Genomic DNA, 21,916 nt, shown 5'->3' with positions numbered 1-21,916 from the left:
GTCTTCGGAAGAGGAGGGCTTTTATCATTCCCACCAAAGGAGAGATGGTAAAAGTTAGTGTATTAAAATTCTGACTAATAAAGTGATACCTAGTAGGTCAGATGTATGGTTTACAGCTAACTCAGCAGGTGCCGACGATCGTTGAATGTTTTCAGGACAAATTCGCCAAACAGCGTATTGGCCCAGGCAAACCACTTGCGCGTAAAGTTTGACGCATCGTTTTTGTGAAATGACTCGTGCATGAAACCAGTACCGGCGTTGCTGGCACGCAGCGTGTTCAGGCAGGTGCGTATCTCCCGGTCGTCGGTACTGGTCATCCCGCGCATGATGATGCTCAGGGGCCAGATCATGTCCATGCCCGCGTGCGGTCCGCCGATGCCCGCCCCCGCCTTGCCTTCAAAGTAAAACGGGTTGTCCTGGCTCAGCACCAGCTTGCGGGTGTTCTGGTAAATTGGGTTGGATACGGGCATGCTGCCCAGGTATGGCATCGCCAGCAGGCTTGGTACGTTGGCGTCGTCCATGAGGTTATAGCTGCCGAAGCCGTTGACCTCATACGCATACACGTTGCCAAAGCGCGGGTGTCGCACGACGGCATGCTGCTTCAGGGCGGTTTCTACCTCACCGGCCAGCGCCCGGGCGTCGGCGATGAGCGTAGCGTTACCGTTCAGGGCGGTGAGCATGTCGGCCATCTGCCGCAGGGACGTCACGGCGAAAAAATTGGCCGGAATCAGAAAGGGAAAGATGGTCGCATCGTCGCTCGGCCGGAAGGTAGAGCAGATCAGGCCAACGGGCCGAACAGGGTAACCGTAGCCGCTCAGCGGAACGCCATCAGTAGCCCAGCTGGTTGTTCGTTCAAATTTGTAAGGGCCATTACCCGTTTTACGCTGCTGTTCCCGGAACGTCTGCACCACCAGCCGCATGGCGTCCTGCCAGTCGGCGTCGAACGGTGCAACGCTGCCCGTCTGTTTCCAGTACGCATAGGCCAGCCGGATGGGGTAGCACAAGCTATCGATCTCCCATTTTCGTTCGTGCAGACCGGGTTTCATGTCGGTCTTGTCGTCTTTCCATTCGCCGACTTTGGTATCGTCCTTGTAAAAGGCGTTGGCGTACGGATCTTTACGAATGTTACGCGTCTGTCGGTTAATAACGCCTTCAATCAACTGACGTAACGGCTCGTCCTGCTTCATCAGGGGAAGATACGGCCACACCTGCGCCGTCGAGTCCCGTAGCCACATGGCGTCGATATCGCCCGTGATGACGTACGTATCCGGCCGGCCGTTGACCATCGAGAAGTCGACCGTTGTATCGAGCGTATTTGGAAAGCAGTTTTCAAAGAGCCAGCCCAGTTCGGTAGTTTTAATCTGGGTGCGCACCATCCGGATGGTGTCTTCAACGGCCTGGCTGCGGAAGTTGCGCTGGTTGGCGGCTACACGGACCGTAGGTAAGTCGCGGCCGGAAAAGTTCAGGGCCGAACCCGTGGATACCGCAACAGAAGCCAGGGTCGATTGGTGGAGGAAGGTACGTCGGTTCATGTAAAAATGGGCGCCGGGGAGTTGGGATGGTTATTGGGTTTGTAGTTTTTCGGTTTGTGGTTTGTAGTTTGTGGTTTGTAGTTGGTTGACACCGGAAGAACTACAAACCACAAACTACAAACTGAAAAAACCACTAATTCACGGCCGTAAACGTCATCTTGGGCTGCTGCATGGCGTTGTCCAGCAGGCGGATGCACAGCTTGAGAATCTGCTCCTCGGCCGACGCGTCAATCTTGTCGGCATCGTCGGTGGGTTTATGGTAGTCGGGGTGGCCGCCGGTATGGAAAAACAGCACCGGAATTTGTTTGGCGTAGAAAGCGGCATTGTCGGAGCCCCCATTACCCGCCCGATCGGTGAAGAACTTGATGGGGCTTTCCACGCCTTTAAAGACCTGCGGCCAGGCATCGCTGGTGCCGTAGCCCCCAATGCCGACGCCCCGCTCCGGATTGTACCGCCCGATCATGTCCATGCAAACCATGAAGTTGAGATTGACCAGCGGCATGGTCGGCTGGCTGAGGAAATAGCGCGAGCCTTGCAGACCCAGTTCTTCGGCTCCAAAGGCCATGAACAGCAAATTGTACGGTTCCTTTACGTCGTTTTTAGCGTAGTAGTGGGCCAGTTCCAAGAGACCGGCTACGCCCGACGCGTTATCGTCGGCGCCGTTGTGGATCTGCCCCTCCGGCTTTTCGGCCAGCGAACTGCCTTGCCGACCCAGGCCAAGGTGATCATAATGGGCGCCGATCACGATGGTGTGGGGGGCGTCGTTGTTCAGAAAACCGATGACGTTGGCCGCTTTTCGCAGACTGTCAGGCACGACCACCCGGCGGACTTCAGCCGTAAAGGGTTGGTAAAAGCCAGCGGTACCCAGGGGTTTCAGGCCTGCCTTCCGGAACTGCCGGACGATGTAGGCAGCCGCTTTGGCGTTTTCGGGACTGCCGGTTCCCCGGCCCTGCATCTTGTCGGCGGCCAGCCAGCGGATGTGTCGGCTGATGCGATCGGCGGAAGGAGCCTGCCCGTATGACGTAACGGCGAGCAGAAACAGAAATACGGTGGAAAACCGGGTCGGGAGAGGGCGTCTGGGCATCGGCTAAAAGTCGGCAAATACGTTTTCCATCACATACGCGTGTGTACCCAGCCACTTGGCCGCGCCGTTCAGTTTCGTTACCTCGACCGTCAGGTCGTTGCGGAACCCGCTCAGACAATGTTTGATGATGGCCTGTTCGATGGGATTGGTAATGAATATGGCCGCCTGCGCCAACACACCGTCGACAATGATGACTTCCGGATTGAAGAGGTTGATCGCGATCGACAGCCCTTTACCGAGCTGATAACCCGTTTCGTGCAGCTGGTCAATGGCAAACGCATCGCCCTGGTGAGCCGCTTCGATAACGTGGTTGATCGTGATCTGGCTAACGTCGTTCTGGTAAGCGGCCAACTGCGATACGCACCCGTCCAGCACCGCCCGCTGTACCCGCCGGACCAGCGACGACGCCGACGTGATCGTATCCAGACAGCCTACTTTTCCGCAGTAGCACAGGTCCCCGTCGGGGTCGACCTGGATGTGGCCGAGTTCACCCGCAAAGCCCGAAGCCCCCTGGAAAACCTTGCCGTCCAGAATAATGCCCAGGCCCACGCCCCAGTCGATATTGATCGACAGCACGTGCTTTTTACCCAGGCCGCCCCCGAATCGATTTTCGCCCAGGGCCGTGGCTTTGGTGTCGTTGATCAGGTAAACCGGTATATCCAGGCGTTCTTCCAGCCAGGTCGTGATCGACTGATCGGTTGGATTCAGGCTGCTGTATGTCAGGTTAAGATCCCGTCGCGCATCGATCAGCCCCGGAATGGCAAGCCCCATGGCCAGGATGGCCGATCTGGGAATTGCTGACTCGGTAAGGGTTTCCGTTACGAACCGGGCCAGAAAATCCAGAAACCCGGCGGTGTCCTCCAGACGCCGGTCGACCGTGCGCTGAAAAACGATCTGGCGCAACGGATTTACCACCAGCAAACGGGTGTCGTGCGTATTACTGTCCAGCACAATGACGTAGTGGCCGTCGGGTCGTAAGCCAAATAAAGTCGGCCGTCGGCCGTTGTTGCCCGTTACGATGCCGTTGGCACTGACCCAGCCTTCTTCCAGGAGCTGGTCAACCAGCCCGGTGACCGACGGAATGCTGGTGTGTGAAACGTCGGCTAATTGCGCCAGTGTACAGGCTCCTTCCTGATACAGGTATGATAAAACGCTTTTAAGCCGCTGGTTCTTTTTGTGAGTGACAACTGATTTTCGGGGTACTAACTCGTCTTCTAGGGTCGTCATTAAGGTTAAGTGCTTATTTACGGATATAAGTGAGTTAACAGCGTATTCTAACTAACCCAAACTATTTTACTATCCGATGGCTGTTTTTAAAAATTTTTATTAACTCGTCGCAAATTTTGCAAAAATATCGTAAGATTGTGCGTAGTTATCTAATTATTACTACCGAGTCAACTTGTTAACGTAACCATCATCTTACGGGTGTATGAATCGATTATTACCACTTTTCCTTTTCCTGTTCATAAGCTCGCTTGTTAGCGCACAGAACAGACTGACCGTGTCCGGTACCGTCAAAGACGACAAGGGCGTGGGTGTTCCGGGAATATCCCTGCTCGTGAAAGGAACGACCACCGGTACCAGTACGGACGCCGATGGTGCGTTTCGGCTGAACGTCCCGAACGGCAACGCTGTCCTCGTCGTGTCGGGGGTGGGTTATCTGCGCCAGGAGGTGCCGGTCGGCAACGCGGCAACCCTCTCCATTACAATCAAGGAAGATCCCAAGTCGCTCGACGAAGTCATCGTTACGGGCTTCGGGATTAAGCAGGAAGCGCGTAAACTGTCTTATGCCGCCCAGGAAATTCAGGGTCAGAACCTGCTGCGGGCAAACACCCCTAACCTGGTGAACGCCCTGCAGGGTAAGGTAGCCGGGGTTCAGATTGACCAGGGCTCAGGCGGTCCTATGTCGTCGTCCCGTATCCGGATTCGCGGAAATGCCTCGCTCAGTTCGAATACGCAGCCGCTGTTCGTAGTTGATGGGGTGCTGATTCGGCCGACTACAACGGGGGCCGACTCGTGGGGAGCTGCGCAGGATTTCGGCAACATCATGAAAAACCTGAACGCCGATAACGTTGAAACGGTAACGGTACTGAAAGGTTCGGCCGCCAGCGCCCTCTACGGATCGGAAGCCCTGAATGGTGTGGTTGTGATCACAACCAAAAAGGGACGCGATCAGAAAGGATTGGGCGTATCGTACAACCACACGTCGTCGTTTGAAACCGCGTATCGGTTCGTTGACGTGCAAAACCAGTACGGTGCCGGGCTTTCGCCTACGTTCCCCAAAGCAGCCGATGGGGTAGAGGTGGTTCAGTCGCAGAACAGCGCCTGGGCGTATTCATTCGGTCCGAAGATCGACGGCCGCATGGTGCGCGATCTGGATGGCCGCATGGTTGAGTGGAAAGCCAACAATCCGCTGGATTTCTTCCAGACGGGGCGGTACACGAACCACAACGTAGCCGTTGAAGGCGCCAACGACCGGGGTTCGTTCCGGGCGTCGTACTCCAATCTGTTCAACAACACAATCATGCCGGGCGGTGCCGAACTGAAGCGCAACAACTTCAACATCCGGGCAACGCAGCGGGTGGGCAAGATATTCAACCTGGACGTAGCTGCCGACTACACGATTAATGATAACCTGAATCCAATCCGGCAGGGTGGAACCTACAACCCGGTCTTCCGATTTGTGTACGCACGACCCCGGACGCTGGATATTGATTATTGGGCCGACAATTATCAGTCGCCCCTGGGTGGTCGGAAAACGGGAACCGCTGATCCTTATGGTATCAGTCAGTTCCTGTGGGAAACCTTCCAGTATAATACGTACCGCAACGAAAAGATTTTCCGCGGCAACATCGACGTAACGGCGAACGTTACGCCCTGGCTGACAGCCCTGGTGCGGGCCAACATTCAGAACGAACTGTACGCTACTGAGAATAAATTCTTGGGACCGGGGGTTGGCTTTGGCGGGGGTGAATACTCGCAGTATTCTCAGGCCAACAACCAGTCGCGTATTCAGGCGTTACTGACGGCCAGCCGGGATTTTGGTTCGCTGTTTCATCTGAACCTGACGGTAGGTGGTGAAACGAACCGCATCATCGGCGGTCGGGACTTCCGGCTACGTACGGATGGCGGCCTGCGGATTCCGGGACAGTTTAACCTGCCAAATTCAATCAACCCTGTAGTGGCTGATATAGGTCAGGGCCGTCTAGCTGCTTCTAAACGTACGGACGCGGTTTATGCCTACGGTGATCTGAGCTACAAAGATGCGCTGTTCCTGAACTTCACGAACCGGATCGACTACTCGTCGGCCCTGACCTACGCCGATGGATCGGGTCAGTACTCGTATTATTATCCGTCTGTTGGTCTGGCCTGGGATTTCACGCAGTCGGTTAAAGAACTGCCTAAAGCTCTGACGTTTGGTAAACTACGGGCCAGCTACGGCTTCACGGGTGGTGATACCGATGCTTGGATTACCAACCAGACCGGTTTCTACTCCGCAGGCAGCATTTTCAACTCAATCAATGGCCAGATTCAGCAATATGGCTTCCGGGACAACGTGTTGCCCAACTATAACCTGCGGAACCGTCTGGCCCGGGAATGGGAAGTGGGCACTGATCTGCGGTTATTCAACAACCGGGTGGGTATCGACGTAGCGGTGTATAACAAACTGACCCGGAACGAAATCTTTAACCTACCTGTAGCCCAGGAGGCCGGGTTAACGAACCGGTTGGTCAATGCCGGTAAGATTCTGAACCGTGGGGTGGAGATTTTGCTGACCGGCACACCCGTCAAGACAAACAAATTCCAGTGGAATACGTCGTTCAACTTCAGCCGCAACCGGAACAAAATTCTGGAGCTGGTCGACGGGGTTGATACGTACGAGCTGAGCCTGGCGTTCGGGAATGATGTGCGCTCCATTGCCCGGGTGGGTAGTGATTATGGCACCATCGTTTCAACGTATGCCTTTGCCCGCGACGCACAGGGCCGGAAGCTGATTGGCGCTGCCAGCGGCACAAACGGCGGCTACCTGACGTATCTGCGGAGCGGAGCGGCCGGTCAGGGTTCGAAAGACCTGGGAACCTTACTGGAGAAGTTCCTGCTCAGCAACGTCAACAACTTCCAGTTCGGTAATTTCTCGGCTACCTTCCAGGTGGATTCCAAGATTGGGGGCGTAATGGCGTCGGCCACGCACCAGTACGGATCGGCTTTCGGTACGTTCAAGAACAGCCTGTTCGGTCGTGACACCGAGTCGGGTGGTATCACCTTCACCGATGCCCAGGGCAATGTCCGCAACGATGGTATCATTCCGGATGGCGTACTGAACACGGGCGTAACGGCAACCGTCGATGGCAAGCAGGTTGATTTGGGCGGCATGACCTATAAAGAAGCCGTGGATAAAGGCTACCTGAAGCCGATTCCGGCCTTTGCCTATTACGACAACCTGTCGAACTGGGGATCGGGTATCCGCGAATATTCTGTATTCGAGAACTCATGGGTAGCCGTGCGCGAAGCCTCCGTAAGCTACGACGTACCGGCTACGGTGTTGAACAAGGTTAAAGTTCAGTCGCTGCGCCTGAGTGTGGTTGGTCGTAACCTGGGTTACCTGTACCGCACCGCGAAAGATGGCATCAACCCGCAGGGGCTGCTGAGCAACCGGGCCGGCGAGTTTGCCGAATACGGCGGATTGCCCTTCAGCCGGAACATTGGCGTAACGGTTAATGTAGGCCTCTAATCACAGTACATCAGTTTAATCGGACATTACACAATTATGATTACACCCTATAAAAAATACGTTGCTGGTCTGCTGACGGTGGGTACATTGGTATTCAGTGGCTGTCAGAAAGAAGCGTTTGTGGAAACGAACATCAATCCGGAAGGGTTGACGAGCGTTCCACCCGGCAGCCAGTTTCTGAACGCAACGATCAACATTCACAACCGCGATTTTGAAGCGTTCTACGATTATTACCGGCGCATCATGCCCTGGATGCAATACTCGACGGGCGTAACCGGCAACGGCCAGAACTTCACGCAGGTGTACGATAACTTCGGCCAGCGGTACGGTTCGCTGTACACCGGCATCGGCAATGCCCTGACCGACGTTGAAAAGCTGGTTGGCGACCTGCCGGCCGAGGAGCAGCCGCGCTACGTACACATGATCCGGATTGCCCGGGTACTAAAAGCGTACTATACCTTCTACGTGAGCGATATCTACGGCAGCATTCCCTATACCGAAGCGTTTCAGGCGCGGTACGGCGGAACACAAACCCCGAAGTACGACGCGCAGCCGGCGCTGTTTGCCACGCTCGATGCGGAGCTGAAAGAAGCCATCACGACGTTGAAAACCCCGCAGTCGGCTCCCCAGGTAGCCCTTGGCACGAACGATCAGTATTACGCGGGCAACACGCAGCAGTGGGTGAAAGCGGCTAATGCCCTCCGGTTGAAAATCGCGTCCCGGCTGGCCAAGCGCGATCCGGCAAAGCTGAAAACTATTGCCCAGGAGGTGTTGAGTTCACCCGCTGCGGATCTGATGAGTTCAAATGCGGATAGCTGGGTGTTTGTTACCCCGGCCGGCTTCACGGGCGACGCGGGTTCCAACTTCTTCCCGGAAGTGCTGCGGGCCTCCAAACCCCTGGTCGACTTCATGTATGAAGCGAAAGATCCACGCATCGATGCGTTCTTTACGCCCAACGGCTATTCGCAGGCCAACATCGACCTGCTGATTGCCAACCGGCAGCTGCCCGCCGGTACGAAAGAGTCGCCCCGGCGCTACATTGGCAGCTTCACCAGTCCGGACGAGTCGGCGGTCCAGCAGAATGTACGCCAGTATTACACGGTTCGTACACTGGCCGTCAATGGCGCAAACCAGACGTTCGATACGTTGTCGTACATTCAGCCCCGTTTGTTCCAGGCGTCGTATGCCGTAAACGGAACCGCTGGTACTGGCCGCAACTATTTCCCGGTGATCAACTATGCTGACTTCTGCCTGATGCGGGCCGAAATGGCCGCTACGGGCATTACGACCGAAGACGCGAAAACCTGGTACGAAACCGGCGTAACGGCATCCATCGACTGGTATGATATGGTAGCGCAGGGAGGCCAGCTGACGAACTACACGCCAGTGACCGCGGCTGAAAAAACGGCCTATCTGGCCCAGCCGAAAGTAGCGTTCAATCCGGCGAAAGCGCTGGACCAGATCGCCAGCCAGCAGTACCTTCACTTCCTCCGTCAGCCGAGCGAAGGCTGGGCTACCTGGAAGCGGACGGGCTTCCCGAATGCCACCTCGACGGTTATGCTGCCGAATCTGATCTCGAACGGTGCCGTACTGACGGTACCCCGGCGTGCCCCGCTGAGTATTCCGAGTCCAACGGAGCCCAACTACGCGAACCGCAAAGCGGCTTACGACGATATGGCGAAGGAACCGGGTTTTGGCCGGGACCTGCAGGATGCCACCGGTCGGGTGTGGTGGGATCGTCCGTAACAGAGACGAGGTCTGTATGAACCGATCCGGATAATTTTTGTATTTTCGTTGTTTAGTGCCAACCCGCCGACGTCGGCGGGTTGGTCGTTTTAGCTTTCTATGAAACAGGTGTTGGTTGGTAAACTGGTTGGCTTGCTGACTCTGCTCTGGGTGCCGACGGCGTATGCCCAGAAGCAAACGTTTTATCAGGACATTCAGCCATTGATTCACGCCAAATGTGCGGTGTGCCACCGGCCGGGCGAAGCGGCTCCGTTCTCGCTGATCAGTTACGAAGACGTGGCCAAGCGGGCTACGTTCATCAAAAAGGTAATCAACGCCGGTTACATGCCACCCTGGCGGGCCGACGATCACTACGTGGCATTTGCCAACAAGCGCAGCCTGACGTCCGAGCAGATCAGCGCCATTACGAACTGGATTGATGCGGGGCTGCCGAAGGGTAAGGTCCGTAAGGAAGCCGAAGAACAGGTACTGGCCCGGGTGCAGGCGGGAACCGGCTACACCCGCCCACCTGATCTGACGCTGAAAGTGAGCAAGCCGTTTCTGCACCGGGGCGACGGCACCGAGCGGTTTATGGTGTTCAAGATTCCCTTCGAGCTGGCTCAGGAAGCCAATATCGAAGCCCTGGAGTTTACGTCGACCAACAAGAAAGCGATTCATCACGCCAACTTTGCCATTCACCCGGTGGATGACCCGGCTATTTCGCTGACGAACACCATCGAGCAGGTGGACCTGAATGCCGAAGACGCCTGGCATTATCAGGAGTGGCTGCCGTACAAGAAAAAGATGACCTACTACGGCGGCTGGATTCCGGGCGCTTCGGTCGAAACGTACCCAAAGGATATGGGCTGGGTAATGCCCAAACGGGGCGTCGTGCTGCTGACGGTGCATTTCGGACCGGCCGGCAAAGACGAGGAAACCATCAACGGAGTGAATTTCTTCTTCAAGAAGGAGCCTATCAAACGCGTCGTCAATGTCATTAGTCTGGGATCGGGCGGTATCGGTCAGGATGAAATCACGCCCCCGCTGTTTCTGTTTGGGGGGGAAGCAAAGACCTGTAGCCTGAAAGTGGCGTACCGGAACAAACCCATTACGTTGCTGTATGCCTGGCCCCACATGCACCAGATTGGTAAGGAGTTTACAGCCTATGCAACCAGTCCTGGGGCCGATACGCTGCGACTCGTTCACATCCCCGACTGGGATTTCCGCTGGCAGGAACTGTATCGTTATGAGAAACCCGTTGTGCTGCCAACGGGCGCGACGGTGAACGTGGTGGGGACGTACGACAACACGGACGCAAATCCCATGAATCCGAACAAGCCGGCCAAACTCATTACGTCGGATGGACAGATGCGGAGTAATCAGGAAATGATGACCCTGATTCTGATTTACACGACCTACGAACCCGGCGACGAAAATCTGCGCCTGGACTAACCCGATTGGTACTATGATCCGACTATCCGCCATTGCGTTGTCAATCCTGCTGGCTGTTCCGGTGTGGTGGGCCATGCGGCCGGCCGAAGCTCCGCTCTTCTCGCGGCTATCGGCAGCGGAAACCGGCGTTGACTTTACGAACCGGCTGGTCGAAACGGATTCGCTGCACATCTTCCGGTACGAATACCTGTATAATGGCAATGGCGTGGGGGTCGGTGATTTCGACGGCGACGGTAAACCCGATCTGTTTTTTTCGGGCAATACCGTACCGCATACACTCTACGTCAACCGCTCCGAACCGAACGGAAAATGGAAGTTCGCGGACGTAACGCAGCAGGCGGGTGTCAGCGGCAACGGTACCTGGGGCACGGGCGTCAGTGTGGTGGACATCAACGGCGATGGCCGGCTGGATATCTACGTTTGCCACTCGGGTAAGTTCGGGCCCGACAAGCTGGTGAATGAGCTGTTCATCAACGAAGGCGTTCAGCATCAGGCTAATGAGCCGGCTGTTCCACACTTTACCGAACAGGCTCGTCAGTACGGCCTTGATCTGCCCGGCACCCAAACAACGCAGGCCGCCTTTCTCGACTACGACCGCGATGGCGATCTGGACGCGTTTATCCTGAATCACTCCAATCATACCTTCAATCCGTTGCTGAGTACCCGGAAGCTGCGGGCGACGCCGGACATGCGCTACGGCAACCGGCTCCTGCGGAATGACAAGGGTAAATTCACGGACGTAACGCTGGCGGAGGGCATTCTGAACAATCCCATCAACTTTGGACTGGGCGTTGGTGTGGCCGATGTGAACAACGACGGCTGGCCCGATCTGTACACGACCAGCGACTACACTGAACAGGATTGCCTCTACCTGAATCAGCACGACGCATCGGGTAAGCATACCGGCTTTTGGGAGGTGATTCGAACCAGCATGGCCCATACCTCCAAATTTTCCATGGGCTGCGACATTGCTGATTACAACAACGATACGCTGCCCGACATCGTGACGCTGGATATGCTCCCGGCCGACAATCACCGCCAGAAGATGCTGAAAGGCTCCGACGAGTACGATGCCTACAAGCTGCTGATCGACAGTGGATACGTTCGGCAGCAGATGCGCAATATGCTGCAGTTAAACCAGGGCACCGATGCGCAGGGCGAGCTTCGTTTCAGCGAAATCGGGCAACTGGCGGGCATTTCGGCCACCGACTGGAGCTGGTCGGCCTTGCTGGCCGATTTTGACAACGACGGCTGGAAGGACCTGTTTGTTTCGAACGGCTATCTGCGCGATTTTACGGATCTGGATTTTATGAAGTATACCGTGGCCGACGCCAAACTGGAAGAAGCCGCTAAGGGTAACCTCAACTTCCAGACGCTGGATCTGGTCAAAAAAATGCCGTCGAACCGACTGACCAGCTACGTCTTCCGCAACAACCGCGATCTGACGTTCAGCAACCAGTCGGCGGCCTGGGGCATCGACCAGCCGGCCGTGTCGGGAGCGGCTGCCTACGCCGACTTTGACGGCGACGGTGATCTGGACCTGGTGGTCTGCCACCAGAACGAACCCGCGTCGCTGTACCGCAACAACGCCGATCAGCAACCGGATGCCGCTCATGCACTACGGGTACGGCTGGTAGGCGCGGGGGCCAACACCCAGGCGTTGGGTGCGCGGGTCGTGCTCGAAACGGCCGCCGGACGGCAGCTACAAACCGTATCGCCGACGCGGGGCTATCAGGCTTCGGTCGAGACAGTCCTGCATTTTGGCCTGGGCCGCGAGACGACCGTTAAACGACTAACCGTTTACTGGCCCGACGGCAGGCAGACCCGGCAGATAAACCCACCAGTTGATCAACTGCTAACGATCAGACAGGCCGACACGCAGGCCACACCAGCCTCGGCCTCTACCCAGCCCATGCCCTGGTTCCGGCCGCTCCCGATGGCATCCGTTTTGCCGTATCGCCACCAGGAAAACGATTTCATTGACTTCAAGGTGGAGGTGCTGATTCCGTACCAGCTGTCGCGGTTGGGGCCGGCCTTGGCGGCCGGAGATGTGAATGCCGACGGTCGGGATGATCTCTATCTGGGCGGGGCCGTTGGGCAGTCGGGCGAGTTGTGGGTGCAGCAGGCCAATGGTACGTTTACCCGCAGTCCGCAGCAGCCCTGGCAGGCGGAGGCAGCCTACGAAGACGTGAACGCCTTATTTTTCGACGCCGACCGCGATGGGGATGCCGATCTGTATGTCGTCAGCGGAGGCAATGAATACGAAGCGGGGTCGCCCGAATACCAGGATCGGCTGTATCTGAACGACGGGCGGGGCAAATTCGGTCCGGCTGTAACCGGCGCGTTGCCGGTCATGCGCGACAGCAAAATGGCCGTAGCTGCGGCCGATTTTGACGGCGATGGTGACCAGGATCTGTTCGTGGGCGGTCGGGGTAAGGCGGGGTCGTTTCCCCTGCCATCGGTTAGCTACCTGCTTCGCAACGACACACCCGCCGGAGGAGCCGTACGCTTCACCGACGTAACGGACGAGGTTGTTCCCGCTTGCCGACAGGCGGGGATGGTGCAGACCGCGGCCTGGGCCGATCTCAACGGCGACAAACAGCCTGACCTGGTGCTGGCCGGTGACTGGATGCCCGTGCGGGTGTTTCGTAATCAACCAGGTAAGCTGGTTGATCAGACCAAACAGGCGGGCCTAAGCCAGAGTAAAGGGATGTGGGCTGCGCTGCGCCTGGCCGACGTTGACAACGACGGGGATACGGACATCGTGGCTGGCAATGCGGGCCTGAACAACCCGTTTCGGGCCAGCCTGGCCGAACCTATGTCGGTTGTGGCCGGGGACATTGATCAGGACGGCGTACTTGATCCGGTCTGGGTGTACTACGTGCAGGGAAAACCGTATCCGGCGGCTTCGCGGGATGAGTTGCTGGATCAGGTCGTGCCCCTACGAAAGCGGTTTTCCCGCTACCACCAGTACGCCGACGCTACGGTCGAAACCATTTTTGGCGAACAGGCCCTGGCGAACGCAACCACCGTAGAGGCCTACGAACTGGCGTCCGGGGTCTTTCTCAACCAGGGCAATGGCCAGTTTTCATTTATGCCTTTTCCGCTGGAAGCCCAGTTCTCACGCGCCGGTAGTCTCCTGATTGACGACTGGGACGGCGACGGCAAAACCGACGTAATCATAGCGGGCAATTTTCATCCGTACCGGGTGCAGCACGGTCCCTGCGATGCCAGTTTTGGGGTTGTCCTACGGGGCGATGGCCGGGGCAGGTTCAGCGCGGAGGCCCCTCGGCAGACCGGCCTGTGGGCTGGTGGGGATGTGCGGACGGGCGTTCAACTGCGTACCGGTTCCGGGCGGAAGCGGATTCTGTTCACCATAAACGATGGCCCCCTGATTGGGTTTGAACGATGAAAACCTGGCAGATCGCTTGTTTCGTGATAATCAGTCTGGTAGCTACGTCTGGTTGGTCTACGCCCGGCCGGGCCACGTTAGGCCGGGCTACGTCAAGCCGGGCTACGTTAGGCTGGACCCGGCAGACTGCCGATCGAGATGTCTTTGAGCGGCACTTGTTGCACCGGGCTCATGACGCGCTGACGGAGGTTATTGTAGCCGATATTTTTTCGCCACCCGTAGCATCGCGGATTTACCTGTATGCCCACGCGGCTGCCTACGAAACGTTGGTAGCGAGCCAGGGTGGGCCGTATCGGTCGGCGGCAGGGCAATTACCCGGGCTGACGCCACCTCCTTCGCTGACGCTGACCGGTGTCCAGCCCGCGCTGGCCGCTAGTGAAGCGTTGCTGGTGGTGGGGCGCAGTTTAGTTTTCTCGGAAAAACGGCTCGACGAGTTAGCCGAAAAACTTTGGGAGCAGGTCGGCCGGCAGGGGTACCCGGCGCAGACCATTGCGGCCTCGCGGGCAGTGGGTCGGCAGATGGCCGGCCACATTCTGGCCTGGGCTGCGGCCGACCAGTATAAACAGACGCGTTCGCTCCGGCGGTACACTCCGCAGAAGAAGCCCGGGGCCTGGCTGCCTACTCCACCCGGCTATATCGCGGCCGTAGAACCGTACTGGCGACGCATCCGGCCCCTTACTCTCGACTCGGCCGCGCAGTACAAACTGGCTGCACCCCCCGAATTTGCCACGACCCCCGACAGCCGGTTCTACCAATCAGCCCGCGAAGTACGCGATGTGGGTAATCAGCTAAGCCCGGAGCAGCGGCTGATTGCCAATTATTGGGACTGCAATCCATTCTACCTGAACACGCAGGGGCACATGAACTTTGCGAGCAAAAAACTGTCGCCCGGTGGGCATTGGCTGGCCATTGCCGGTCAGGTAGCCCGCCAGACCGGAGCCGATCTGCTCAAAACCAGTGCCGCTTATTTCCTGACGGCGGTGGCTCTGTTCGATGGGTTCATCGGTTGCTGGGACGACAAATACCGGTATAACGTAATCCGCCCCGAAACGTATATCAACGCGCACATCGACGAAAGCTGGAAGCCGTTGCTGCAAACGCCCCCGTTTCCCGAGTACCCCAGCGGGCATAGTGTCATCTCAACGGCTTCGGCGGTGGTCTTAACGCAGCTGTTCGGACCAAACCAGGCCTTTACGGACAGTACGGAAGTGGCGTATGGGCTTCCCTCCCGGCAGTTTATGTCGTTTCATCACGCGGCCGACGAAGCTGCGATTAGTCGGTTATACGGCGGTATCCACTACCGCGAAGCCATCGAAAACGGCCAGGAGCAAGGCCGGCAGGTCGGTGATCAGGTACTACGCAGACTACAGCTGGTCGCTCTTCCTGCAACGAAATGAATCGCTTGCAGCAAGTAAATAAAACGCATTGGTCGACAAACGCCCCAATATTATTCTGAATGGGCAGCGTGCAGCCAATAATCATTTAGTTTTTAAAATTTTTTAGAAACTATTTTATAAATTATGCCCCTGAATGGTTTAAGCACTTTCTTTGATGAAAAAATTAATTATTCTCTGTTCTATTCTTGTGCTGAGTCGAATGGCACTGGCTCAGTCAGCAACGTACGCCATAGTACCTAAACCCAACAAACTAGACGAAAAGGCGGGGGTGTTTACCTTGCCGAACACAGTACAGATTTCGGTTGACAATGCGGCTATCCGACCCATCGCCGATATGCTGGCCGGTCAGTTAGCAAAAGCCACAGGACGTACCCCGTCGGTTACGACTGGTAAGACCAGTAAGGCCGCCATTCGGTTTGAAGCCGCCAGGGGAGAAACGTTAGGTGAGGAAGGATACGCCCTGCGGGTTACGCCCAAACAGATTGTGATCACGGCCGAGCAGCCCAACGGCTTTTTTTACGGGCTTCAGTCGCTGCTTCAGTTAATGCCGGTTGAGGTGTTCAGCCCGGCGGCCGTCCGGAATGTGGTTTGGTCAGTACCCTGCTGTACCATCGAAGACCAGCCCCGTTATGCCTACCGCGGACTTCACCTGGATGTAGGGCGGCACTTCTTCCCGGTTAGTTTCGTCAAAAAATACATCGATCTGATTGCGCTCCATAAGCAGAATGTTTTTCACTGGCATCTGACCGAAGACCAGGGCTGGCGGATTGAGATCAGGAAATACCCAAAACTGACCCAGATTGGTTCGCAGCGGAAACAGTCGATGGTGGGTCGCTACGGCGAGAACCGGTACGATGGAACACCGTACGGGGGCTTCTACACCCAGGACGAAGTGCGCGAGGTAGTTCGCTACGCGCAGGAGCGGTTCGTAACGGTCATTCCTGAAATAGAACTGCCGGGACATTCGATGGCCATTCTGGCGGGTTATCCGGAACTGGGCAGTAATCCCGACAAACTTGTGCCCGTCGCGACGAAGTGGGGGGTGTTTGAGGACGTACTGTTTCCGCGCGAAGAGACATTTACGTTTTTGCAGGACGTTCTGACGGAGGTAATGGACCTGTTTCCCAGCCAGTATATTCACATCGGGGGCGACGAATGCCCGAAAACCCAGTGGAAACAAAGCCGGTTCTGCCAGGACCTGATGAAACGGGAAGGGCTGAAAGACGAACACGAATTGCAAAGCTATTTTATCCGGCGCATCGATAAATTCATTACGTCCAAAGGCCGGAAGATGATCGGCTGGGACGAAATCCTGGAAGGCGGTCTGTCGCCGAACGCTACGGTAATGAGCTGGCGCGGCACCGAAGGAGGTATTGCGGCTGCCCGCCAGGGACACGACGCTATCATGACGCCGGGTGGGTTCTGTTATCTGGACCATTACCAGGCCGACCCGAAAACGCAGCCAATCGCCATCGGCGGCTTCACAACCCTCGAAAAAACGTACGGCTACGAGCCCACGCCCGACAGTCTGAACGCCGAGGAAGCTAAACACATCATCGGTGTGCAGGGCAACGTCTGGACGGAATACATGCTGACGCCGGAATACGTCGAATACATGGTCTGGCCACGGGCCATCGCGCTGGCCGAAGTGGGCTGGACCCAAAAAGACCGGAAAAACGTAGCGGATTTTAAACGGCGGCTGGCGCTGCATCAAAAACGACTGGACTTCCTGAACGTCAACTATTTCGGGGCCCCGGTCAATACCAGGTTTCAGTACCAGATGCCTACCCAGACGGCATCGAAGCAATAGCACCTATGAACGTACCGGTTATGAACAAACGAATTGCCAGCGCCTTACTTGGGCTTCTGCTGGGCGGGCAAACGCAGGCACAGACAACTCAGCCCACCAGCACGTCGAGTGGTTATCAGTTTACGAAGGGCCTGGTGGCCCTGACGGGAAGCCGCTACGGTCGGGAGGCTATTTACACCGATCCGCTGGCCCATCAACTCTACACGAACACCCTGAAGCAGCCGGCAGAAGGGGCCGTGTTTGGCCGCGATGAGCAGGGTCGTGACGTGAAGTGGCTGGCCGTTACGGCCGATAGCCTGAACCGGCTCCGGCTGCGGAACAATGCGTTCCGCAACGGGGGCGCTCCGGCCGGCCCCGGCGTAACTCCCGGTAGCCTGCGGGGGGGAATCGGTGGGGGCGGTGGGTACACGTACCTGACGTACCCATCGGATCGCGAGCGGGTGGCGCTGCTGAACATCAAGGGCAACAGCAACGTGTACGTGAACGGCGAACTGCACATGGGCGATGCCTATAGTATGGGGTATCTGCACATCCCGATTCAGCTCAAAAAAGGTCTCAACGAGTTCTACGTTCGGGGTATTTCCGTAACGGCGAATCTGGAGTTTCCGACCAGGACCGTTCTGCTGCGTACCGACGATCCAACCCTGCCAAGCATCCGGCTCGGTGAGTCGAATACGTCGCTCCAGGGCGCTGTGGTTGTGATCAATGCGTCAGGCAGCCCGCTAACGGGTCTCCAGCTGACGAGTAATCTGGCGGGCAAGGAACAATCGACAACGCTACCTGCCATACCGGCCATGTCGAGCCGCAAAGTACCCTTCAACTTCGACGGGAGTGGCGTAACGGCCAGAGGGCCGCAATCCTGCCGCCTGAGTCTTACGCAGAAAGGTAAAACGCTGGACGAAAGCACCGTATCGATCGATGCCGCTGCACCGGGGGCTTCGTTTAGCCAAACGTTTATCAGTCAGATCGACGGCAGCCTGCAGTATTACGCCGTAACGCCCCAGTCCGTATCCGCAGCCAGCGGTACGCCATCGGCCCTGTTCCTGTCGGTCCACGGGGCCGGGGTTGAAGCCAGCGGGCAGGCCCGGGCCTATAAACCTAAAGACTGGGGGAACCTGGTAGCCGCTACGAACCGTCGGCCGCGCGGCTTCAACTGGGAAGACTGGGGGCGTCTGGATGCGCTGGAAGTGCTGGCGCTGGCGAAACAGCAGTTTAAACCAGACCCCCGGCAAATCTACCTGACCGGGCACTCGATGGGGGGCCACGGCACCTGGTTTCTGGGCGCTACCTATCCCGACAAGTGGGCGGCCATTGCGCCCTGCGCGGGTTATCCGACCCTGAAAGAATACGGTTCGGCAGACGGGGTCATTCCGGACGGGAGCAGTAACCCGCTGGAACAGGTGTTGCTGCGGGCCGCCAACCAAAGTGATGTACTGAAGCTGGTAAGCAACTACAAGCCGCTGGGCGTGTACGTATTCCACGGCGATGCCGACCGGACCGTGCCCGTTACCTACGCCCGCCAGATGCGCAAACTATTAGGGGAAATACAGCCGGATCTAAGCTATTACGAATACCCCGGTGGCAGCCACTGGTTTGGCGACCACAGTGTTGACTGGAAACCACTGTTCGACTTCTTCAAATGGCACCAGTTACCCCTCGATTCAACCGTCAATGCCATTGATTTTACCACGGCGAATCCCGGCATTTCTTCGGCTTACCGCTGGGCGTCGATTGAGCAGCAGATACAGCCGCTCGACTACAGCCGGATTCAGCTCAACCGGAGCCGGCAGGGGATTACCGGTACAACATCGAACGTAGCGGTGCTGAAGCTGGCGCTGAACGAATTCGGGGCGAAAGCACCGGTAAAAATTACATTGGATGGTCAGCCCGCTATCGAACATACGACGGCCAGTGCCGGCGATACGTTGGTACTGCGTCGGGAAGGCGACCGCTGGACGCCAGCCAGCCGGCTCGATCTGGCTCAGAAAGGGCCTCACCGCAACGGAACGTTTAAGGACGCCTTTAATCACCGCATGGTGTTTGTGTATGGAACAACCGGCACGGCCGAGGAAAACGCGTGGGCGTACAATAAAGCCCGCTACGATGCCGAAACCTGGTATTACCGGGGCAACGGAGCCGTGGATGTCATCCCCGACAAGGCCTTTGACCCAGCCCGGTACGCCAACCGGGGGGTAATCCTCTTTGGAAATCAGACGACAAACCGGGCCTGGAATGCCCTGCTGGCCAATTGCCCGATTCAGGTGAGTCGCGGGCAGTTGATGGTAGGCAGCCAGCGCTATACCGGCGACAGCCTCGGGGCTTACTTTGTCTGGCCGCGCCAGGATAGTCAGATAGCATCGGTGGCCGTCGTAACCGGTACCGGTATGCCGGGTCTGAAAGCTGCCAACGCCAATCAGTATTTTGCGGGTGCCAGTGGTTTCCCGGATTACATGGTGTTCGACGTCAGCATGCTCGCCGATGGTGCCAAAGGCATCAAAACCGCGGGCTTCTTTGATAACAACTGGGCGTTACCGAGCCAGACAATGGCGAAACAGTAGGGGTGAATAGTATTGTTTGTCATCCTGACGTTAGGAAGGATCTTCGGTAGTTAGGGATAGTACAGCCTATCGCTTTTTATAGCCTCTACCAAAGAACCTTCCTGTCGTCAGGATGACAAAATCTGTCGTTGGGCTAACAAAAAACGCCCAACAGCCTTCAGGCCACACCCGCTCTAAACCTCAGAATACACGTTTGTTCGTAAACAAGGCTCCTGATATATCCCATTTATTCATGCAAAATTTCCGCTCATTCTGTACAGGTCTGTTCATAGCTGCTCTATTCCTCAGCGGAGGTATTGCCGGGCAGGCCCAGTCTGCTCAATCGTCCCGATCGTACGTTGTCATTGGGTACGTAACAGATAAAGGCTGGACGAAAGAACAGATTGATCCGTTCAAACTGACGCATATCAATTACGCCTTTGCCGTACCGGCTCAAAACGGCGAACTGGCAGCCATTACCCCCCGGGATTCCGCTAATATGGCCGTCCTGACCGCACTCCGGTCGGTTAACAGGAACCTGAAGGTGTTGATCTCCGTAGGGGGGTGGGGCGGATGCAAGTACTTTTCAGACGCGGCCCTGACAGAGGCTTCCCGTCGGAAGTTTGCCAACAGTGCTGTCGCTTTCCTTAAAAAACACAAGCTTGACGGGGTGGACATCGACTGGGAGTACCCGGCTCAGGTGGGTGCGGGCAATATCTACCGACCCGAAGACAAAGCGAATTTTACCTTGTTTCTGAAAGCCATTCGCGACCGGCTCGACGAGCAGGGGCGGCTCGACAACCGGACCGGCCGGAATCATTACCTGCTGACGGCGGCTACGGGGGGCGACACGGCCTTTGTTAGTCATACCAATCTGGGTGAAGCACAGCAGTACCTCGACTACGTCAACATCATGACCTACGACCTGTACCACGGTAACGATAAGGTGACGGGGCACCACAGCCCGCTGGACCAGTCGAAAAAAGGAGATCAGTCGCGCAATAGCTCCATGTCGGCGGTCGATGGCCACATTCGGGCCGGTGTTCCCGTAGAAAAGATTGTGCTCGGTATCCCATTCTACGGCCGTGGCTGGGCCGATGTGAAGCCGGTCGACAATGGCCTGTTCCAGCCCGCAGCGGGGAAGCACTCCTTTCTCAGCTACGATGAACTGGTTGCCAAGTACATCAACAAGAATGGCTTCGTTCGGTACTGGGATGCCGATGCGAAGGCGCCGTACCTGTGGAACCCGACCTCACGCACGTTTATCTCCTACGCCGATGCTGAATCGTTTGGTCCGAAGGTAGACTACGTCAAACAGAAGGGGTTAGCGGGAGTGATGTTCTGGGAATACATCTACGATCTGCAGCAACAGAACGTACTGCTGAACAAGCTGGTTGATGGCCTGAAAGAACCAGCTGCGAAGCTGGGTACCGGCCGGTAGGCAGACGGCTGACCAGCCGGGGCTGACATTTACAAATAAACTTAGCCGTCGCCGTTCACTATTCCAGCATTTTTCCGTACTTTTGCGGCCACGTTTTACCGGAGGGATGCGTCCCTCATCAAAAACAAGCAAGCAAAAATGGCTGTTAAAATTCGTTTATCGCGTCGTGGACGCAAGAAGATGGCGATGTACGACATCGTTGTGGCCGAAGCCCGGTCACCCCGCGATGGCCGGTTTATCGAGAAAATCGGTACGTACAACCCCAACACCGACCCATCGACGGTCGTATTGAAGTCGGAGCGGGCCGTTCATTGGCTCATGGTTGGTGCAGAACCGACCGATACCGCTCGGTCAATTCTGTCGCACGAGGGTATTATGCTGCGCAAGCACCTGCAGGTAGGCGTTAACAAAGGCGCTATCACGCAGGAGCAGGCCGACGAAAAATTCAGCACCTGGAAGCAGGACAAGGAAGGCCGCGTCACTGGCGCTTCTGACGTTAAGCAGCAGCAGAAGCAACAGGATCGGGAGGCCCGTCTGGAAGCTGAGCGTAAGGTAAATGAAGCCCGCGCTGAGGCTATCGCCAAGAAAAACAAGGTAGAAGAGCCCGTTGCTGAAGCGGCACCTGCCGCTGAAGAAGGAGCAGCCGAAGAAACGCCGGCCGCAACGGAAGAATCAACCTCAACGGATACGACCGCTGCGGAATAAATCGACCGAAGAATGTGTTATCAATGAGCCTGTTCAGTTGAGCAGGCTCTTTTTGTAAATACCACGGCAGCAACTTCTGCCGTACAAAG

At 56.8% G+C, this 21,916-nt stretch carries 12 protein-coding genes; 9 read left to right on the top strand and 3 right to left on the bottom strand.

Annotation, left to right across the window (positions count from 1 at the left end; translation table 11 throughout):
* Window positions 1–116: 116 nt before the first annotated feature.
* The 3 genes from DYU11_RS22085 to DYU11_RS22075 all read right to left on the bottom strand — a co-directional run bounded on the left by DYU11_RS22085 (window position 117) and on the right by DYU11_RS22075 (window position 3,843).
* Window positions 117–1,532, bottom strand: coding sequence for a glycoside hydrolase family 125 protein (locus DYU11_RS22085; protein WP_119669891.1), 1,416 nt, complete (start codon window positions 1,530–1,532; stop codon window positions 117–119).
* Window positions 1,533–1,665: 133 nt separating this feature from the next.
* Window positions 1,666–2,616 (bottom strand): M20/M25/M40 family metallo-hydrolase, encoded by a 951-nt coding sequence (locus DYU11_RS22080; RefSeq protein ID WP_119669890.1) that lies wholly within the window; start codon window positions 2,614–2,616, stop codon window positions 1,666–1,668.
* Window positions 2,617–2,619: 3 nt separating this feature from the next.
* Entirely contained in the window at window positions 2,620–3,843 is a 1,224-nt protein-coding gene (locus DYU11_RS22075) for an ROK family transcriptional regulator (protein WP_119669889.1), read from the bottom strand.
* A gap of 202 nt (window positions 3,844–4,045) precedes the next feature.
* Here DYU11_RS22075 and DYU11_RS22070 point away from each other — a divergent pair, with 202 nt between their 5' ends.
* The 9 genes from DYU11_RS22070 to DYU11_RS22030 all read left to right on the top strand — a co-directional run bounded on the left by DYU11_RS22070 (window position 4,046) and on the right by DYU11_RS22030 (window position 21,827).
* The gene (locus DYU11_RS22070; RefSeq protein ID WP_119669888.1) at window positions 4,046–7,348 is read left to right on the top strand and encodes a SusC/RagA family TonB-linked outer membrane protein; all 3,303 of its coding nucleotides are present in this window, start codon (window positions 4,046–4,048) and stop codon (window positions 7,346–7,348) included.
* A gap of 36 nt (window positions 7,349–7,384) precedes the next feature.
* Window positions 7,385–9,094 carry a SusD/RagB family nutrient-binding outer membrane lipoprotein gene (locus DYU11_RS22065; protein WP_119669887.1) on the top strand — a complete coding sequence of 570 codons (1,710 nt, stop codon included), beginning with the start codon at window positions 7,385–7,387 and terminating at the stop codon, window positions 9,092–9,094.
* Between the two features lie 99 nt (window positions 9,095–9,193).
* Window positions 9,194–10,525 carry a c-type cytochrome gene (locus tag DYU11_RS22060; protein WP_119669886.1) on the top strand — a complete coding sequence of 444 codons (1,332 nt, stop codon included), beginning with the start codon at window positions 9,194–9,196 and terminating at the stop codon, window positions 10,523–10,525.
* A 13-nt stretch (window positions 10,526–10,538) separates the two neighbouring features.
* Window positions 10,539–13,937 carry a VCBS repeat-containing protein gene (locus tag DYU11_RS22055; RefSeq protein ID WP_119669885.1) on the top strand — a complete coding sequence of 1,133 codons (3,399 nt, stop codon included), beginning with the start codon at window positions 10,539–10,541 and terminating at the stop codon, window positions 13,935–13,937.
* Entirely contained in the window at window positions 13,934–15,334 is a 1,401-nt protein-coding gene (locus tag DYU11_RS22050; protein ID WP_119669884.1) for a vanadium-dependent haloperoxidase, read from the top strand. The genes DYU11_RS22055 and DYU11_RS22050 overlap by 4 nt, the downstream gene beginning before the upstream one ends.
* Window positions 15,335–15,488: 154 nt before the next feature.
* Window positions 15,489–17,144 (top strand): beta-N-acetylhexosaminidase, encoded by a 1,656-nt coding sequence (locus DYU11_RS22045; RefSeq protein WP_119669883.1) that lies wholly within the window; start codon window positions 15,489–15,491, stop codon window positions 17,142–17,144.
* 20 nt (window positions 17,145–17,164) lie between these two features.
* Window positions 17,165–19,702, top strand: a complete 2,538-nt coding sequence (locus DYU11_RS22040) for a carboxylesterase family protein (protein ID WP_229365975.1) — start codon at window positions 17,165–17,167, stop codon at window positions 19,700–19,702.
* 232 nt (window positions 19,703–19,934) lie between these two features.
* Complete coding sequence (locus DYU11_RS22035) at window positions 19,935–21,122, top strand: glycoside hydrolase family 18 protein (protein ID WP_119669881.1); 1,188 nt, start codon at window positions 19,935–19,937, stop codon at window positions 21,120–21,122.
* Window positions 21,123–21,260: 138 nt separating this feature from the next.
* A complete protein-coding gene (locus DYU11_RS22030) occupies window positions 21,261–21,827 on the top strand; it encodes a 30S ribosomal protein S16 (protein ID WP_119669880.1) in 567 nt (188 codons plus the stop codon).
* Window positions 21,828–21,916 lie beyond the last annotated feature (89 nt).

The sequence above is a fragment of the Fibrisoma montanum genome (assembly GCF_003583365.1).
In the GTDB taxonomy this organism is placed as follows: domain Bacteria; phylum Bacteroidota; class Bacteroidia; order Cytophagales; family Spirosomataceae; genus Fibrisoma; species Fibrisoma montanum.
Note: the sequence above shows the minus strand (reverse complement) of the source record. Positions and strands in the feature narration are given on the sequence as shown.

Bases quoted from the DNA above. Each gene is read 5' to 3' on its own strand.
- DYU11_RS22045 (WP_119669883.1), top strand. From the start codon at position 15,489: ATGAAAAAATTAATTATTCTCTGTTCTATTCTTGTGCTGAGTCGAATG.
- DYU11_RS22055 (WP_119669885.1), top strand. From the start codon at position 10,539: ATGATCCGACTATCCGCCATTGCGTTGTCAATCCTGCTGGCTGTTCCG.
- DYU11_RS22050 (WP_119669884.1), top strand. From the start codon at position 13,934: ATGAAAACCTGGCAGATCGCTTGTTTCGTGATAATCAGTCTGGTAGCT.
- DYU11_RS22065 (WP_119669887.1), top strand. From the start codon at position 7,385: ATGATTACACCCTATAAAAAATACGTTGCTGGTCTGCTGACGGTGGGT.
- DYU11_RS22070 (WP_119669888.1), top strand. From the start codon at position 4,046: ATGAATCGATTATTACCACTTTTCCTTTTCCTGTTCATAAGCTCGCTT.
- DYU11_RS22060 (WP_119669886.1), top strand. From the start codon at position 9,194: ATGAAACAGGTGTTGGTTGGTAAACTGGTTGGCTTGCTGACTCTGCTC.
- DYU11_RS22030 (WP_119669880.1), top strand. From the start codon at position 21,261: ATGGCTGTTAAAATTCGTTTATCGCGTCGTGGACGCAAGAAGATGGCG.
- DYU11_RS22035 (WP_119669881.1), top strand. From the start codon at position 19,935: ATGCAAAATTTCCGCTCATTCTGTACAGGTCTGTTCATAGCTGCTCTA.
- DYU11_RS22085 (WP_119669891.1), bottom strand. From the start codon at position 1,532: ATGAACCGACGTACCTTCCTCCACCAATCGACCCTGGCTTCTGTTGCG.
- DYU11_RS22040 (WP_229365975.1), top strand. From the start codon at position 17,165: ATGAACAAACGAATTGCCAGCGCCTTACTTGGGCTTCTGCTGGGCGGG.
- DYU11_RS22075 (WP_119669889.1), bottom strand. From the start codon at position 3,843: ATGACGACCCTAGAAGACGAGTTAGTACCCCGAAAATCAGTTGTCACT.
- DYU11_RS22080 (WP_119669890.1), bottom strand. From the start codon at position 2,616: ATGCCCAGACGCCCTCTCCCGACCCGGTTTTCCACCGTATTTCTGTTT.